The organism is Sporolactobacillus pectinivorans (assembly GCF_002802965.1).
GTDB lineage: Bacteria > Bacillota > Bacilli > Bacillales > Sporolactobacillaceae > Sporolactobacillus > Sporolactobacillus pectinivorans.
The window spans coordinates 1-15,817 of sequence record NZ_NXGA01000002.1 but is presented as its reverse complement, the minus strand read 5'-3'; the positions used below and the strand labels follow the sequence as shown (position 1 = coordinate 15,817).

The following is a 15,817-nucleotide window of genomic DNA, read 5'->3' as shown; positions in this document are numbered from 1 at the left end:
TTTATATCTGAAATAGTTCATACAGAAGACTCCTTTTTGTTAAAATTATATTATAAATTCAACTTTGCAACAGAACCCATGAAACAATATGATCAAGCGTTTAATCGTTTAACCAAAGGTATTACAGCAATGTTTTTTATCATTGCTTTAGTCATGGTCACATTTTTAGTCTTAAGTCCCTTAGGCGACTGGTTAGGTGTGCAACATTTTTATGAATGGCTGAACTATGTCCTAAAAACAGGTCATTCAGCATGGCGTTATTTCATACTTATTTTCTATCTTGTTCCTTATGCTTTATTTGGAGGACTTATATATGCCATTTTAAGCGCGTATAAGCGCATTTAATATAAATGTTGAATAAAAACCACATTTGAGGTAATAAAAAAGCTGTATCAAGCTTAAAATAGCTTAGAAATTAAAAGGAGAAACTCAATTGGTCTTTTTAGGTGCTTTTATAGCCATTGTATGTGCTTTGTTTATCATCTTTTATTTACCTTATTCAGAAAAGAGAAATAAAAAGTAACACACGCCATTATGCCGAGAAAATTTATTGTGCATTGAGAAGAACCCTTAATTAAACTGTTTCGACGAATGTCGGTATAGCGTGAGCTATGAAACCGACGAGTCGACAGTTTTTGGGTTTATTAAGGGTTCAGAGGCTCAATGTCAATAAAGCAATTGGAATAATGCATTAAAGTTATATCACTTATTGCTTTTTTAAATAATAAAAACCAACCACAAATGTGGTTGGTTTCCTTTTTGTCTTTTGAATTTGTGAGGGTCGTATTGCCCCGAACTTTTTAATATCTTTTTATAAATCTTTTTAAAACCTTTTTAGGAGTCATTTGAGCCCTAGAGTGACAACGGATTTGAAATGTTAAAGACAACCAATCATTAAACTAAAGGCAACCAATCATTAAACTAAAGGCAACCAATCATTAAACTAAAGGCAACCAATCATTAAACTAAAGAAACTTTTTTTATATTAGGTTTCTTTATGTTATTATTGTTTATAAACTAGCGATTATAAGTATTTATAATTAAAATTAATAGGAATCTTTATTCTATAAAGGTTTCTTTTAGATTGGAGTGGAGTTAGTTGAGTGGAGAAACAGTAGTATATAAAAATGATATGAATTTAGTTCCATTGAGAAAATTTAATAATACCGAAGTTAATCTATTTTTTACTTTGTGTAATAAATTAAAAGATAAAGGCAATTTGACTGTTAATGTGCCATTTGAAGAATTAAAAGAATTAAGTAATTACTATAGTCATGATAAAAAGCTTTTTATTCAAGATTTAGAAAAATTCTATGATAAAGTCTTCTCTTTAACATATAGAGAAGAAACTGAGAATGTTATTAGAAAATTTATTCTTTTTACTAAAGTAGAAATTTATAAAGATAAAGAGTATGTGGCTATTGGTGTTAATCCAGATTTAGAACATATTATTAATTCATTAACTAATAACTTCACTAAATTTGAACTTCGAGAAATGACACACCTTAAATCTACATATTCTAAGCATATGTTCAGAATACTTAAACAGTATAAACATACTGGCTATGTAAAAATTAAAATTGATGATTTTAGAGAACGGCTAGACATTCCTAATAGTTACCGTATGACAAATATTAATCAAAAAGTATTAGCCCCTATCATTAAAGAATTAGGCTTTATTTTTAATAACCTTAATATCAATAAAATAAAAGCGAAAAAAGGACGTAAAATTGAATGGCTAGAGTTTACATTTGACGCTGAGAAACGTATTCACAATAAACGACAGCCACAAATGGTGAATATAGGTAAGTCACGACAATATATAAGTCGTGAAAAAACGCCGAAATGGTTAGAAGAACGCACATATGAAAAACAAACAAAAAATGAGTATGATCCACAATTAGAGAAAGAACGAGAAGCCTTTTTAAAACAACTTAAAGTGGATTGGGAAGAATAGAGAAAAATAACGGAAAACAACCATATACAACGAGATTGTTTTACAAAAAGCATAAGAAAGGATATACTGAAAGTAACAAATAGCAGATATATCATTGTATGTGAAACCCCCAGCGTGCCGGCTGGGGGTTTCTTTTTACTTATGTTCTTGTTGTAATAGATAAAGAACATACCCAACAATAATTGGAAAAATGAGCTTATCTAATACAAATAGCAAGATTATCATTATATGTGACACCTCCTCTCTTGCACGGAAGTGCTTTTTTAGTATAACAAAATTCCTTTGTACTGTAAGATTTCGCATGATATGTATGTAGCTGTTGCACACAATATGCGCGCATATTGTATGCAACAGCTACATACATATCACAAGTAAACAAGTTTAATAGTTTACTTGTATATTTGTTTACTTGTTTACTATTAAATAAGTATACGCTATGTGTAGGTTACACAAGTGTAACTTACATAAATATACAAAATTTCATTTAATGAAAATGCATGAAAACGTGTCATTGGGGTACTGTATAAAAGATGAATATCCTATAATCCGAACCAAAAGGGACAAACGCCGTCATTTCAGCGTTTGTCCCTTTTGAGTTAGTTGACATAATAAAAGATTATGGGTAGCTAATTTGTATATTCTATGTATAAGCTTATTTAATATTAACATTACTTGAATATACTATGTTTTACAGAATAAATTCATAAATGTATATGTTACATTAAGTATGTAAGTGTTAATAGTAAACTTTCGAATATATTTATTTTGGCTAAAAAATTTATAAAAATAACAGTATTTATTAGGAGGATTACAATGAAAATAGTAGTTATTGGTGCTACTGGCACAATAGGTAAAAGTGTATCTAAGAAACTTAAAGAAAATAATCATGAAGTTATTGAAGTTGGCAGTAAATCTGGTGATTATCAATTAGATATTACCTCTCCAACAGAAATTGAACAAATGTATAAAGATATTAAAGATATAGATGCTGTTGTCAGTGCCACGGGAGGAGCAACTTTCAAATCCCTATCAGATATGAGTTTAGAAGAAAATAATGTAGCCATAAAAAGTAAATTATTAGGACAGATAAATCTTGTTTTAATAGGCCAACACTATTTAAATAAAAATGGTAGCTTTACTTTAACTTCCGGAATTATGATGGATGATCCTATTTTATTAGGTTCTTCAGCAGCTATGGCAAATGGTGGTGTCTCAGGATTTGTTACATCAGCAGCTGTAGAATTAAAAAATGGTTTAAGAATTAACAATGTAAGTCCTAATGTCGTTGAAGAAGCTTTAGATAAGTATGGAGAATTCTTCAAAGGATTTACAGCTGTTCCAGTTGATAAAGTAGCAAATGCATTTATTAAAAGTGTTGAATCAAACTGGANAGCTGTTCCAGTTGATAAAGTAGCAAATGCATTTATTAAAAGTGTTGAAGGCGCTCAAACTGGACAAACGTATAAAGTTTATTAATGTTTTAGTATCTCATTATCTTATATTCACTTTTCATTTTTAAAAGACCCAGACACTGATATGACGGTGTTTGGGTCTTTTTCCTTTAATTAACATAATTAACGATTATAAGTAGTGATGTTGTATATATAATGTATTTTCGATTTAATTTCACATTATTTTTTTAATATTATTTAGATTCTCCCATTTCAACTTCTTTAGCTTTGTCACCAACTCTAGTTATGAGATACTCATTAACTTCATCTATATCGTCATAATATTTTAAACCAGCAAATTTCTTGTCAGAGAATTCTTTAGGGTTAACAACTTTGTCGAAATCGTATTTTAATTCCCTGTTATCCACATAGACACCTTTCGTGGGAGTATCTTCATTAGGATCTTCTTGATAGTCATCAGAAATTGTATCAAAACCATGAATTAAAAATTTAAAAGATGATTTATCAGAGGAAGAAGAAGACATTTTAATTTTTTGTGCTTTAGGCTCTTTGTATTTAGTATCTTTTACTTCATCAGGGTTTTTATCAACCAATTCTAAAACATCTTTCTTATCAGTCTCAAAGTATTCTTTGTCTTCTTTTTTCATTTGATTTTTAATCTCTTTCTTATCCATCTTGGCTATTTTTGAAACAGTGGTTTCATCAGTACCATCATATAACTTAGCTTTACCATTCTTAGAAAGAATATAAAATCCAATTGTGGAATCTTTTGATAAGCTGTTTTCATCCGTTACTATATAACTAATATGTTCATTATCATCTTTTAATATTTTATTCATATTGACACTTTTTTCGTTAGCCACATCTGTACCACAGCTAACTAAAAATAGAGATGAAGTGCATATAACTAAACCACATTTTATAATACTTTTCATAAAAATACCTCTCTTTATTAATATATTTACAATAATACATTAATAAAATAAAAAAAAATATATATATACCCCCTAGTTTTTAATAGTTTATGTTAGAATTTAGTTGTAATTTTTAAAAAATATAGAGGGGGATAAATTTCATGAAACAAACTAAAACTTTAGGAGCAACAACATTAGCAGGTGCATTACTATTTACAAGCTTTGGCACAGCAAATGCAGACCAAGTTGTTAATGACTCAAATGTTAAAGATTATGCAGAACAAGCTATTGGCTCAAAATACACTTCTTCAGGAAAAATCATTTCAAGTAATTATAAAGATAAAGGTGAATATTATGAATTAAATTTTGGTGGCGAAAAAGATAATGGTTCTGCAACAGCTAAAGTTTATAAAGATGGTCGTGTAGTTGGGCATAGTCCACAAGAACCTACAAAAGATATTGTTTATGCTGAAGCACAACAACAAAACACACAAGATAATAATCACTATTCACAAGCTACTGATAACAACACTACAGCTCAAAACAATACTCAAGAGCAATCTCAAGATAAAGCATTACCAGAAACTGGTGAAGAATCATCAAATGCTACATTAGTAACAATGATTGCATCAGTATTATTAGCTGCTGGTTCATTATTAACATTCAAACGTTTTTCAAAAGAAAAATAAATTTATCAAAAAAGAGAGTTTAAATTCTGAGCTCTCTTTTTTGATGCATTTTTTGAGTTGAGTTAACTATTCTATTTAATATTTTTTACTTACTATATTTGATAGATAGCTTTTAATAGTAGGAAAATTAACTGAGTGAATTTAAACAAATGTTTCAATAAAATATATTTATTTAAAAAAACATATTACTATAGTCAACTTTAATGTTAAAATTTAATAAAATATTATATTGGAGGATACATAATAAAAAAAGAAGTAGCGTTTTCTTTATCCATTTTATTCTTTTGGATTAAAGGTCATCTATCAGTAGACTCTAGATTTGTAAAAGTTAATACAGCTAATTCTATTTTTGGAATTTTTCCAGCTGGAAAGGACTCTGAAACAATTCCTTTAAAAAATATTAGCTCAACTAAATTATCTAGTAAATATAAAATAATGCCTATGATTTTTGGGATTATTATCATGTTAATTGCATTGTCTATGATTGGATCTTCATTTTTCTCAGCATTAATCTTCTTTTTAATTGGTGCTTTAATTTTTGGTAGTGGTATGTTAACTACCTTAATTATTCAACGAGCAGGAAATGATTATCTAGTTTCTGTTCCTTTTTTTGAAAAAAGTAAATTAATTAATGCCCAAGACTATATTGAAGAAGCATTAGCAAATGATACAGATAAAACAGACTTAAATCAATTTTTTGATAAAAAATAGTTTTTATAGTGGCTAGCAATTAGTCACTATTTTTTCGTCAGAAAAAATCCTAAGGGGCTTGGGGATTATCCCCAACAAGCTGGCGTCACTACCACGTTAGTGGCTAGCAAAGCCAATGCTTGCCAAACCACTTAACGACTTTATGAATTTTACTTTATCCTATAAAGTAAAATGTAAGAAAGGCGTTATCTTTCGAAGAAAGCGTGGTGGGAATAATGAGCGAACAAAACACATTTGTGGCTAGCGACGAAACTGTTGGGCGAAACCGTAAACCCAACCGTAAGGAGCCAAAACAAATTAGTTTTCGTGTGAGCGAATCCGAATATTTAAAGTTGAAACAGTCAGCTGAAACTTTAAATATGAGTGTGCCGAACTTCGACAAGCCAATAATGATTATAAAAAAATGATAGATGAACGTATTAAGCACAACGACACAGCCATGAAACGGTTCTGTTGCAAAGTAAAAAATATAGCTAATCACTAATATATCATGTCAGTGTTCGTTTAACTTGCTAGCATGATGCTAATTTCGTGGCATGGGGAAAATCCGTAGATCTGAAGAGACCTACGGTTCTTTTTATATAGAGCGTAAATACATTCAATACCTTTTAAAGTATTCTTTGCCGTATTGATACTTTGATATCTTGTCTTTCTTACTTTAATATGACGGTGATCTTGCTCAATGAGGTTATTCAGATATTTCGATGTACAATGACAGTCAGGTTTAAGTTTAAAAGCTTTAATTATTTTAGCCATTGCTGCCTTCGTTGAAGGTGCCTGATCTGTAACTACCTTTTGAGGCTTACCAAATTGTTTAATGAGACGTTTGATAAACGCATATGCTGAATGATTATCTCGTTGCTTACGCAACCAAATATCTAATGTATGTCCCTCTGTATCAATGGCACGATATAAATAGCTCCATTTTCCTTTTATTTTGATATACGTCTCATCAATACGCCATTTGTAATAAGCTTTTTTATGCTTTTTCTTCCAAATTTGATATAAAATTGGGGCATATTCTTGAACCCAACGGTAGATCGTTGAATGATGAACGTTTACACCACGTTCTCTTAATATTTCAGATATATCACGATAGCTCAATGCATATCTTAGATAGTAGCCAACGGCTACAGTGATAACATCCTTGTTAAATTGTTTATATCTGAAATAGTTCATACAGAAGACTCCTTTTTGTTAAAATTATATTATAAATTCAACTTTGCAACAGAACCGTTTGCCAGCTATATTACTTGTTCTTTATTCGTTATTATTCCCTATTTTTATATTTCCATTTGTAGGAAAACGACGTAGAAAAAACTATTTTGCAGAAAATGTAAATAATTGTATTATTGAAAGAGAAATTATAGATAGAGTGAGTATTAATGGTAGAGATAAATTAATTCTAAAAGATGCCTTAGGATATCAGACAGAAAAAGATATAACAGGAATAAAGGATTTAAAAATTAGTACATCTCAAAAAAAATCTTGGTTAACGTTAGAAGACATTAAAATAGCTACGATGAGTCTAAGAGATAAACAATTACTGTTAAAAATGATTATAGGTTTAATAATATTTGGGGTCCCTACAGGGTATTTTGTGTGGAACTTCATCAGTGTCGTTGATGATTGGGATAGAATAATGCACGCAAATGATATATTTATGTATATGGGTCTTTTCACGTTACCATTAATGGTAACAGTTGAGTTATATGTAGTTGCATTTATTATTACCAAAAATTTATTTAAAAAGAAAAAATGATAACAAATTTAGATTAAGAGAAAATAACTTATCAAAGGTCGTATATTAGAACATGATATATATAGTTCGCCTATCTATCAAGAATCAATCTAGTCGCAGAGAGGGATCATTACTTTGCTAATCATTTTCGTTAATTGGACTATAACATTGGTTGGTGGAGAAATGTAAAAGACTATTATTATTGATTTTGTAGGATTTTTTTGGTTAATAAGTCTTTTCTTATACTATCAACAATACGGTAATTAGCTTGTCAAAGGATTTTACTCTTTCCAATCAATTGTGGATTTGTATCGGTGTAGAAAGTATTTTGTACCAAGCGTCTACCTGCTTTATTTCTAATGAAAAATCAGTTAGTAAATCTTTAATCATTTTTCTCTTAGAAAACCAATTTGAACGGTTCTGAGAAATATAATATAAAGATAAAAAATTGACATATGATTTATACAGTGCTAAAATTTAAAATGTATATAGGAGAGGTCTTGCCACAAGTAGACATTGAAAAAATAGAGAGTCCATGCTAAAAGTTGGAATTGAAAAAATGGAGAGGTCTTGCCACAAGTAGACATTGAAAAGCGACCAAATATTTGGTCGCTTTATTTTTATACTGTAGGAGAAATTATGAAATTATACTATGTTGATGAAGATTATATTAATGAATTAAGAAATGTAGATGAGAGAGTATTATTAAATAAATCCACTCGTCCTTATTTAGGAGTTGTATTATCTATTAATGATCTTAATTATTTTGTCCCCTTAAGTTCCCCTAAAGAAAATAAAAAACTAAATAATCAACTATCAATAAAATTGTTTGAGGTTAATAATATTCAAAATAGATTAGGATATCTATTATTTTTAAATATGATACCTGTTCCTGATAAATATCTTTCTAAAATAGATATGCAATACATAAAGGAGCAAGATTTAGAATATTATAACTTATTAACTAACCAATTAATTTTTATTAGGCAAGAAAATCAAAGAATCGTAAATAAAGCCCAAAAAGTATATAAAAATGCTGTGATAAAAAAAGTTTCATTTTTTGAATCAATGTGTGTAGATTATTTAGCATTGGAAAGATATGTGAAAGATTTAAAACAGTAAAAAAGATAATTCTGTCAATAATTCCCCTCAACATACTCAGAAGAATTTTAGTGTAAAGTCTTTGTAATTGTCTATCTTAGTTAATTAGATGTTTACTATTATTTCTATATTAATATATAGCTAAAATTAATAAAATAGAAGTCATTAGCTGAATTACTTATGAATCAAAATAAATTTTATATACAAAATGTCATTTTTGAGTACGCTCTAAATAAACAAAAATAGTCCTCTTATTAAAATAAGAGGACTATTTTTGTTTAAAATTATTCAAGACCATTCGCTTTCTAACATACTCATTTGCCATAAATTATAATATTCTCCATTTAATTTTCTAAAGTCTCTTTTTTCTCCTTCTTTTATAAATCCAATCTTTTTGTAACTTTTAATAGCTGATTTATTAAAGGCAAAAACACCTAATTCAATTCTGTGTAGTCCCAAATCTTCAAAAGCCTTTTTCAATAATTTCTTTATTATTTTAGGGCCTAATCCTTGGCCACGCATTTGCGGATCACCTACTAAAACTTTACTTAACGTGGCGGAACAATTTTTAAAATCTATATTATTTAAAGCAATATGACCTATAATTTTTTTTGAATTATTTTCTTCAATGATAACTTTATAAATTATTTTACTAGAATTTTCTTTATTTGTGTCTTTAATATATTCCTTTAATTGTTCTTCATCTAGGGGATAATTAAAATCTGTACCTGCCCATTTGACTAAAAGTTCAGGAGAGTTTATCCAGTTTATTAATAAATCAAAATCTTTCTCCTCAAAATATTCAAACTTAATCAATAAATTACTCCTTAAATAATAGGTTATTAACTATAAAAATTCAGTGAATGTTGCAATATAAACAACCACTACAATTTTTTGATACTTTCTTCATCAACTTTCTATCTTAAATTTTCGATTTTTTATAAAGCGTTTTGTATTATCTAAATAACTCTTTACAATTTACTGATTTTTAAGCTTTTGCTAATAGATTTATGCAACTTTAATATTATAAGTAAATCTATGCACTTCATCATTAAATTTAAATTCTGCCCAAATTTTATACATCCCTTTTTTAGGAAAATGAGCATAAAAGGTTGTAGAATCAGGTGATTCTGGGTGAACATGAATATAATCAGTTAATTGCTCATCAAATATAATCACATGTCCTAAAGCTCCTAAATAAGGTTGGGGAGTTAATTCTGTATTGAAAGTTAAAGGGACATGTTCATCTTCTTTAGCACTTATAGAATTTAAAGTTACATGAACTCCTTTGTTAACTTTTACCCAATTTTTATCAGAATTTAAAGATGTTGTAGAGGTTATTTTATCTCCAATTTGCAGTTCAATAGGATGAACGGAATACACATGGTTTTTTGGTGTAACATCAACAAAAGCCTGGTAAGTTCCTGGCTCTAATTGTTGGTTAATTATAAATAAACCTTCATGCTTTTTTTGAGGGTGTAGGTGGTAATATTTCTCCATGTCATTAGATACTAAAACGAAATGCATTTCTTTTTCATGCATAGTATCTAATAATGGGGCATTATTAAATTCATCTTCTAACGTAATTTCTATATTACCATCTCTATATACAACATTTGCTTTAATTTCGGGTTTGTTTGAATGATATTCATGATTATGATTCATATTTTTATCCTCCTTAATTTTTAATAAGGGCATATCATTAAACGATATGCCCAACTATTTAAATTATTTAATTACATCGTAACCTTGATCTTCAATAGCTTCTTTAAAGTCGTTGAAAGCTACTTGATTTTCATCAAATTCAACTTCCACATTCCCATTCGCCAAGCTTACTTCTGAAGATGTTACACCATCTAATCCATTTAATGCTTTTTCAATTGAATGCTTGCAATGGTCACAGCTCATACCTTCTACATTAATAACTTCGTTAGTCAATGTTGTCACCTCCTTTCAAGAAATATAAGATTCTTATAATTTCATACGTTTTAGACGTAAAGCGTTTGTGACAACACTTACAGAACTTAAAGCCATTGCTGCTCCCGCAACCCAAGGTGCTAGCAGACCAATTGCTGCTATAGGGATACCTGCAACATTGTAACCAAACGCCCAAAATAGATTTTGGCGAATATTACGAATTGTAGATTTACTTGCTTTTATTGCTTTTGGAATTAATAAAAGGTCTCCTCCTAAAATAGTTATATCAGCAGCTTCGATTGCAACTTCTGTACCTGTACCAATGGCAATACCAATATCTGCTTTAACTAGTGCTGGAGCATCATTGACACCATCTCCAACCATAGCTACTTTTTTACCTTCAGATTGAATTTCTGCTACTTTAGAAGCTTTTTCTTCTGGTAAAACCTCTGCAATAATCGTGTCTATACCAACTTGTTTTGCTATTGCTTGTGCGGTACGTTTGTTATCACCAGTTAACATAGCAACTTCAATACCTAATTCATGAAGTTTTTGAATAGCTTGTTGGGCAGTATCTTTAACTGTATCAGCTACAGCGACAACCCCTCTCAATTCGTTATCTACGCTTATAAGCATTGCAGTTTTTCCTTCTTTTTCAAATTGAGCGAGATTTGTTTCAGCTTCATTAGTTTGGATTCCTTTTTCACTCATTAGTTTTCGATTTCCGACAAAAAGTTCTTTACCATCAATTGTTGCATTTATACCGCGCCCTGGTATAGCTTCAAAATGGTCTACTTCTAAAAATTCTAATGATTTTTCTTTAGCATAACTTACGATAGCTTCAGCTAGTGGGTGTTCAGAACCTTTTTCTGCACTAGCTAACAATTGTAATGTTTGATCATCTCCACTAAAATCAGTGACTTCAGGTGTGCCATTTGTTATAGTGCCAGTTTTATCTAAAACAACTGTATTAATAGCGTGTGTACCTTCAATGTGTTCTCCACCTTTAAATAGAATGCCATTTTCAGCAGCTTTTCCGGTACCCACCATTATAGAAGTAGGCGTAGCTAAGCCTAACGCACAAGGACAAGCGATAACTAATACTGCTATTGCAGCAACTAAGGCTGGTTCAAATTGTCCCGGCTGAACTAATGAAATCCATATAATAAATGTGAAAATCGCGATACCTACAACGATAGGTACAAAATATCCAGAAATAATATCTGCTAGTCTTTGTATTGGCGCTTTAGAACCTTGCGCTTCTTCGACAACTTTAACAATGGAGGCAAGAGCTGTATCTTTACCAACTTTTGTTGCTTCAACAGTAATTGCTCCATTTTTATTCATTGTTGATCCTATAACATTATCATTTTGCATTTTTTCAACAGGAATAGATTCACCTGTCAACATTGACTCGTCAATTGAAGTCATACCTTTAATTATTTTGCCATCTACTGGTATTTTTTCTCCTGGTTTGATAACTAAATAGTCTCCTTCTTTTACCTCACTTAAAGGAACCATAGTCTCTTCACCGTTGCGTAATATACGTGCTTCTTTAGCTTGTAAATTCAACAATTTACTTAACGCATTTGTTGTTTGTGTTTTAGCACGTGCTTCTAAATACTTTCCGAAAAGAATTAAAGTAATTAATACAGCACTTGTTTCAAAATATAGGTGTGGCTCATAATTTGTATTAATTAACCACTTAATCGATTCATAAATACTATAAAAGAAGGCTGCGCTTGTACCTAAAGCGACAAGAACATCCATATTTGCTGACCCATTACGAAGGTTTTTATAAGCGCCTACATAAAATTGCCAACCAATAACAAATTGAACAGGCGTTGCTAATACAAATTGGAACCACGGGTTCATAAATATATGTGGTATTTGAATACCAAATAAATGAACGAACATTGTCATTAACAATGGAGCTGCTAAAACAGCTGAAACAACTAATTTAATTAACTGTCGTTTTAATTGTTTTTCTTTTTGGGAACTTTTTTCTGATGCTTCTTTTTTAGGTTGTGCCTCATACCCTAGGTTTTTAATACGTTGTTGAAATTCATCTACAGACGTCATATCAGGGTTGTATTCTACAGTAGCACTTTCTGTGGTTAAATTAACTGTAGCCTTATTTACACCTGAGATTCGATTTAAAACTTTTTCGATTTTATTCGAACAAGCTGCACACGTCATTCCCATTACATCGAGATCCACTTTTTCGGTTAAAACTCCATAACCTGTTTTTTGAATTGTATTTGCAATATCTTCTAATGATGTAACATTGGGGTTATATTCAATTGTAGCTTTCTCTGTAGAAGGATTTACATTAGCGTTAACTTCATCTAATTTATTTAGATTTTTTTCTACTTTATTCGAGCAAGCTGCACATGTCATGCCTGTGATACCTAATGAGGTTTTTTTAATATTTTCACTCAATTATTTCTTTCCTCCTATTTTGAAAATTGTTTTAATACAACCATCAATTCTTTGATACTTTCTTCTCCGTTGCCATTTTTAATACCTTCACTTACACAATTAGATATATGGTCTTCAGTTACTATAAAACCCACTTGTTTTAGGGCTGATTGTATTGCTGTTATTTGTACTAGTACATCTATACAATATCTATCTTCTGCTATCATTGATTGTAAACCGCGCATTTGTCCTTCTAATCTTTTGAGTCTATTGAGCAATGCGTCATTGTTTTTAACAGTAGTAGTGTTCAATTTCACCCCTCCTCATATACCCTAACGGGGTATCTCTTGTTGGAATCTATATTATACCCCTAGTAGGTATAAGTCAATACAAAAGTTTCATATAAAAAATTAATATTTATAGTTTGTTTTAAGAGGTACACTTGTATAAAATGTATGCTAAAACTTATATTAGGAGAGATATATTTGGATAAAAATATACAACTTGAGCTTTACACAAGACCTACATGCTCTGATTGCCAAGAATCAAAAAGGTATTTAAACTCTCAAGAGATTAGTTATAGTCATAAAGATGTAAGTCAAAATTTGGACTTAGAAGAAGAAATGAAAAAAATATCAGGCAACCGAATTGTTCCCTTATTTGTTTTTTATAAAAAAATTTTTTGGGGTAAAAAAAAGTTGTTTAAATATTACGTGGGATTTGAAAATAACAAAAAAGATATATTAAATATATTGGAATAATTAAATAAACAGCCATTATTAAAAAATAATGGCTGTTTATTTAATGATGATGTTGACTGTCTTCTTCTTTCACGATACAAAACAATTTTTCACTATGATTATTGTTAGAAGTTTCAGTCTGTATTGTGACATGTTGAATATTTTGATGATTGAGTTCATGTTCTATACGTTTAAGTAAAAACTCATTTTCAGTAATGGTCATTGTATCTTCTACAACAATATGACAAGATAACGCGTTTAATCCGCTAGTTACTGACCAAACATGAAAGTCATGAATATTTTTAACTTCTTTGAATTTTTTAATAGTTTTAATAATGTCTTTTGTATTTATATTGCTTGGTGCTCCCTCCATTAATACATGAAGACTTGATTTTGTTACATAAAAGCCGCTACGTAGTACTAAAATTGCTACAATCACACTTGCTAAAGGATCCGCCCACCCCCATCTAAAAAATATAATGAGAAGGGCTGCTATAACTGCACCTATAGATCCAAGCATGTCGCTTATTACATGCAAATATGCTCCACGCATATTTAAGTTTTCTTCTACATCGCTCCCGCGCAGCATTATCCAAGCCACAATAATATTAATAAACAAGCCTACCAAGGCGATAATTAACATGCCTGTAGAAGCTACCTCAGGGGGGTTTTTAAATCTCTCAATAGCTTCATAAAAAATATAGATAGCTATTAACATCAAAGTAATACCATTAAGTACAGCTGCTAGTATTTCAAACCTTTTGTAGCCAAAAGTTTTATTTGTATTAGCTTGCTTCGCTCCTAAAGTAAATGCAATTAAAGCAATACCTAAAGAAATAGAATCACTTAACATATGACCAGCATCTGAAATTAACGCAAGACTGTTAGTAAAGAAACCACCTAACCCTTCTACAATCATGTAACTTGTAATAATAATAAAACTAATTAATAAAGTCTTTTTGTTCGCGCCATGTGTATGATTATGATTGTGATCGTTTTCCATTTAATCCCTCCTCTTTTTAATGATGAAAAATATTTTCTATAATTTGAATTTTTGTTTTTATAACTATAGAGTTAAAAAATATAAAATTTCAATTAATGTTTTGTTACTCGAAGAAAATCATACTAACTTATGAATATATGCTCATATATTCATAAGTTAGTATGATTTTTATCCTTTGTCAATATAGAAATGCTTTGTATTTTGTATATTAAATAAAAACCCTACTTTGCTTTGGACAGTAGTGGGATTTTTGCATATGATAAACCACACTTCACTTGCTAAATATTAACTATATTATAATTAACAAGTGATAATTTCTTTTTAGAGAAAATAATGTATTCACGCCTTTAGGCGTGAATACATTATTTTTTTTTGAATAGTTTAGAAAAGATAGATTGTTTTTGTTCATTTTTTTTTGATGCTTTTGGAGTAATGATATCTTCTTTTGAATCTATATTATCAGTTTCTATTTTTTTGGTATTACTTAATATATTTTGGCTATTTAAATTCAAAGATTGTTCTTGTTTTAATGCAATTGTTAAATCGTCAATTTGTCGATTCTTTTGTCGAATTTCTGATTCTAAATGCTCTATGTATTTATCGATATAACTGCTATATTGGTTATTTAATGATTCTGTTTTGTTTGTCGATTTTTCATCAAATTTTGTCGATTCTTTTGTCGTTTTTTTATTTAAAATTGTTTTTAGATAATCTATTGTATTATCATCTATTAATGATTTGTTACCTACTTTGTTTACCTTCAAATTTGAAGGTAAACTTTTTAAATGATAATGAATTGTTTGTTTAGAGACATCTAAAAGTTCAGAAACTTCCTTTACAGTTTTCATCAAATAACTGGGTCTCCTTTACTTTTTCATTTTTTGTAAAAACGCTTGACGTTCTTCTTCTGTATACGCAGATGTCTTAGATGTGGTTGGTTCATAAGTGTTATTTTTTAACCATTGTGGCGTCATTTCACGGCTTATATATTGTTTTGGTTTGCCTGTACTTATCATATTAGATTGTCGTTTCGAATGAATACGTTTCTCAGGTTCAAAAGAAAATTCTAACCATTCAATCTTTCGTCCTTTTTTAGCTTTAATTTTATTAATATTGAGATTTTTAAATAAAAAGGGTTCTGTTGCAAAGTAAAAAATATAGCTAATCACTAATATATCATGTCAGTGTTCGTTTAACTTGCTAGCATGATG

General features: G+C 29.7%; 17 protein-coding genes and 2 pseudogenes. 9 read left to right on the top strand and 10 right to left on the bottom strand.

Annotation, left to right across the window (positions count from 1 at the left end; genetic code table 11):
* Window positions 1-36 precede the first annotated feature (36 nt).
* The 3 genes from COP04_RS19140 (at window position 37) to COP04_RS19120 (ending at window position 3,433) form a co-directional block, all read left to right on the top strand.
* Complete coding sequence (locus tag COP04_RS19140; RefSeq protein WP_239985019.1) at window positions 37-345, top strand: mobilization protein; 309 nt, start codon at window positions 37-39, stop codon at window positions 343-345.
* A gap of 754 nt (window positions 346-1,099) precedes the next feature.
* Complete coding sequence (locus COP04_RS19130) at window positions 1,100-1,957, top strand: replication initiation protein (RefSeq protein ID WP_095324059.1); 858 nt, start codon at window positions 1,100-1,102, stop codon at window positions 1,955-1,957.
* An 813-nt stretch (window positions 1,958-2,770) separates the two neighbouring features.
* Window positions 2,771-3,433, top strand: a complete 663-nt coding sequence (locus COP04_RS19120; RefSeq protein ID WP_100489763.1) for a short chain dehydrogenase — start codon at window positions 2,771-2,773, stop codon at window positions 3,431-3,433.
* A 169-nt stretch (window positions 3,434-3,602) separates the two neighbouring features.
* Here COP04_RS19120 and COP04_RS19115 read toward each other — a convergent pair whose 3' ends face one another.
* Complete coding sequence (locus tag COP04_RS19115; protein WP_100489762.1) at window positions 3,603-4,304, bottom strand: hypothetical protein; 702 nt, start codon at window positions 4,302-4,304, stop codon at window positions 3,603-3,605.
* A 140-nt stretch (window positions 4,305-4,444) separates the two neighbouring features.
* On the opposite strand from COP04_RS19115, the gene COP04_RS19110 reads away from it, so the two are divergent.
* The 3 genes and pseudogenes from COP04_RS19110 to COP04_RS19100 form a co-directional block, all read left to right on the top strand.
* Window positions 4,445-4,972, top strand: coding sequence for an LPXTG cell wall anchor domain-containing protein (locus tag COP04_RS19110; protein WP_100489761.1), 528 nt, complete (start codon window positions 4,445-4,447; stop codon window positions 4,970-4,972).
* A gap of 243 nt (window positions 4,973-5,215) precedes the next feature.
* On the top strand, window positions 5,216-5,683 hold the full coding sequence (locus COP04_RS19105) for a hypothetical protein (protein WP_100489760.1): 468 nt from the start codon (window positions 5,216-5,218) through the stop codon (window positions 5,681-5,683).
* A gap of 215 nt (window positions 5,684-5,898) precedes the next feature.
* A pseudogene (locus tag COP04_RS19100) lies at window positions 5,899-6,066 on the top strand (plasmid mobilization protein); the annotation flags it as partial.
* A 121-nt stretch (window positions 6,067-6,187) separates the two neighbouring features.
* Here the strand turns inward: COP04_RS19100 and COP04_RS19090 are convergent.
* On the bottom strand, window positions 6,188-6,862 hold the full coding sequence (locus COP04_RS19090; protein WP_001105960.1) for an IS6 family transposase: 675 nt from the start codon (window positions 6,860-6,862) through the stop codon (window positions 6,188-6,190).
* Between the two features lie 58 nt (window positions 6,863-6,920).
* On the opposite strand from COP04_RS19090, the gene COP04_RS19085 reads away from it, so the two are divergent.
* Together COP04_RS19085 and COP04_RS19080 are read left to right on the top strand one after the other, a co-directional pair.
* Window positions 6,921-7,445, top strand: coding sequence for a hypothetical protein (locus tag COP04_RS19085; protein WP_020365884.1), 525 nt, complete (start codon window positions 6,921-6,923; stop codon window positions 7,443-7,445).
* Window positions 7,446-7,994: 549 nt separating this feature from the next.
* Window positions 7,995-8,546: a type III toxin-antitoxin system ToxN/AbiQ family toxin gene (locus tag COP04_RS19080; protein ID WP_002488419.1), complete on the top strand. Its 552-nt coding sequence runs from the start codon at window positions 7,995-7,997 to the stop codon at window positions 8,544-8,546.
* Window positions 8,547-8,813: 267 nt separating this feature from the next.
* On the opposite strand, the gene COP04_RS19075 is transcribed toward COP04_RS19080, so the two are convergent.
* The 5 genes from COP04_RS19075 to COP04_RS19055 all read right to left on the bottom strand — a co-directional run bounded on the left by COP04_RS19075 (window position 8,814) and on the right by COP04_RS19055 (window position 13,174).
* The gene (locus COP04_RS19075; RefSeq protein ID WP_001831394.1) at window positions 8,814-9,341 is read right to left on the bottom strand and encodes a GNAT family N-acetyltransferase; all 528 of its coding nucleotides are present in this window, start codon (window positions 9,339-9,341) and stop codon (window positions 8,814-8,816) included.
* Between the two features lie 192 nt (window positions 9,342-9,533).
* Window positions 9,534-10,190, bottom strand: coding sequence for a hypothetical protein (locus COP04_RS19070; RefSeq protein WP_001831384.1), 657 nt, complete (start codon window positions 10,188-10,190; stop codon window positions 9,534-9,536).
* 63 nt (window positions 10,191-10,253) lie between these two features.
* Window positions 10,254-10,463, bottom strand: a complete 210-nt coding sequence (copZ, locus tag COP04_RS19065) for a copper chaperone CopZ (RefSeq protein WP_001831373.1) — start codon at window positions 10,461-10,463, stop codon at window positions 10,254-10,256.
* Window positions 10,464-10,496: 33 nt separating this feature from the next.
* The gene (locus tag COP04_RS19060; RefSeq protein ID WP_001832797.1) at window positions 10,497-12,884 is read right to left on the bottom strand and encodes a heavy metal translocating P-type ATPase; all 2,388 of its coding nucleotides are present in this window, start codon (window positions 12,882-12,884) and stop codon (window positions 10,497-10,499) included.
* 14 nt (window positions 12,885-12,898) lie between these two features.
* Window positions 12,899-13,174: a metal-sensing transcriptional repressor gene (locus tag COP04_RS19055; RefSeq protein ID WP_001831396.1), complete on the bottom strand. Its 276-nt coding sequence runs from the start codon at window positions 13,172-13,174 to the stop codon at window positions 12,899-12,901.
* A 174-nt stretch (window positions 13,175-13,348) separates the two neighbouring features.
* Between COP04_RS19055 and COP04_RS19050 the strand changes: the two genes are divergently transcribed.
* The gene (locus tag COP04_RS19050; RefSeq protein ID WP_001831374.1) at window positions 13,349-13,624 is read left to right on the top strand and encodes a glutaredoxin family protein; all 276 of its coding nucleotides are present in this window, start codon (window positions 13,349-13,351) and stop codon (window positions 13,622-13,624) included.
* Window positions 13,625-13,664: 40 nt separating this feature from the next.
* Here COP04_RS19050 and COP04_RS19045 read toward each other — a convergent pair whose 3' ends face one another.
* From COP04_RS19045 to COP04_RS19035, 3 genes and pseudogenes are all read right to left on the bottom strand, one after another.
* Window positions 13,665-14,606 carry a cation diffusion facilitator family transporter gene (locus tag COP04_RS19045; protein WP_001831389.1) on the bottom strand — a complete coding sequence of 314 codons (942 nt, stop codon included), beginning with the start codon at window positions 14,604-14,606 and terminating at the stop codon, window positions 13,665-13,667.
* A 362-nt stretch (window positions 14,607-14,968) separates the two neighbouring features.
* Complete coding sequence (locus COP04_RS19040) at window positions 14,969-15,454, bottom strand: helix-turn-helix domain-containing protein (RefSeq protein WP_002487969.1); 486 nt, start codon at window positions 15,452-15,454, stop codon at window positions 14,969-14,971.
* 18 nt (window positions 15,455-15,472) lie between these two features.
* Window positions 15,473-15,739, bottom strand: a pseudogene (locus COP04_RS19035) (replication initiation protein); the annotation flags it as partial.
* Between the last annotated feature and the right edge of the window lie 78 nt (window positions 15,740-15,817).

Excerpts from the sequence above, each read along its gene's own strand:
- COP04_RS19045 (WP_001831389.1), bottom strand. The coding sequence starts at position 14,606 with ATGGAAAACGATCACAATCATAATCATACACATGGCGCGAACAAAAAG.
- COP04_RS19110 (WP_100489761.1), top strand. The coding sequence starts at position 4,445 with ATGAAACAAACTAAAACTTTAGGAGCAACAACATTAGCAGGTGCATTA.
- COP04_RS19090 (WP_001105960.1), bottom strand. The coding sequence starts at position 6,862 with ATGAACTATTTCAGATATAAACAATTTAACAAGGATGTTATCACTGTA.
- COP04_RS19040 (WP_002487969.1), bottom strand. The coding sequence starts at position 15,454 with ATGAAAACTGTAAAGGAAGTTTCTGAACTTTTAGATGTCTCTAAACAA.
- COP04_RS19070 (WP_001831384.1), bottom strand. The coding sequence starts at position 10,190 with ATGAATCATAATCATGAATATCATTCAAACAAACCCGAAATTAAAGCA.
- COP04_RS19115 (WP_100489762.1), bottom strand. The coding sequence starts at position 4,304 with ATGAAAAGTATTATAAAATGTGGTTTAGTTATATGCACTTCATCTCTA.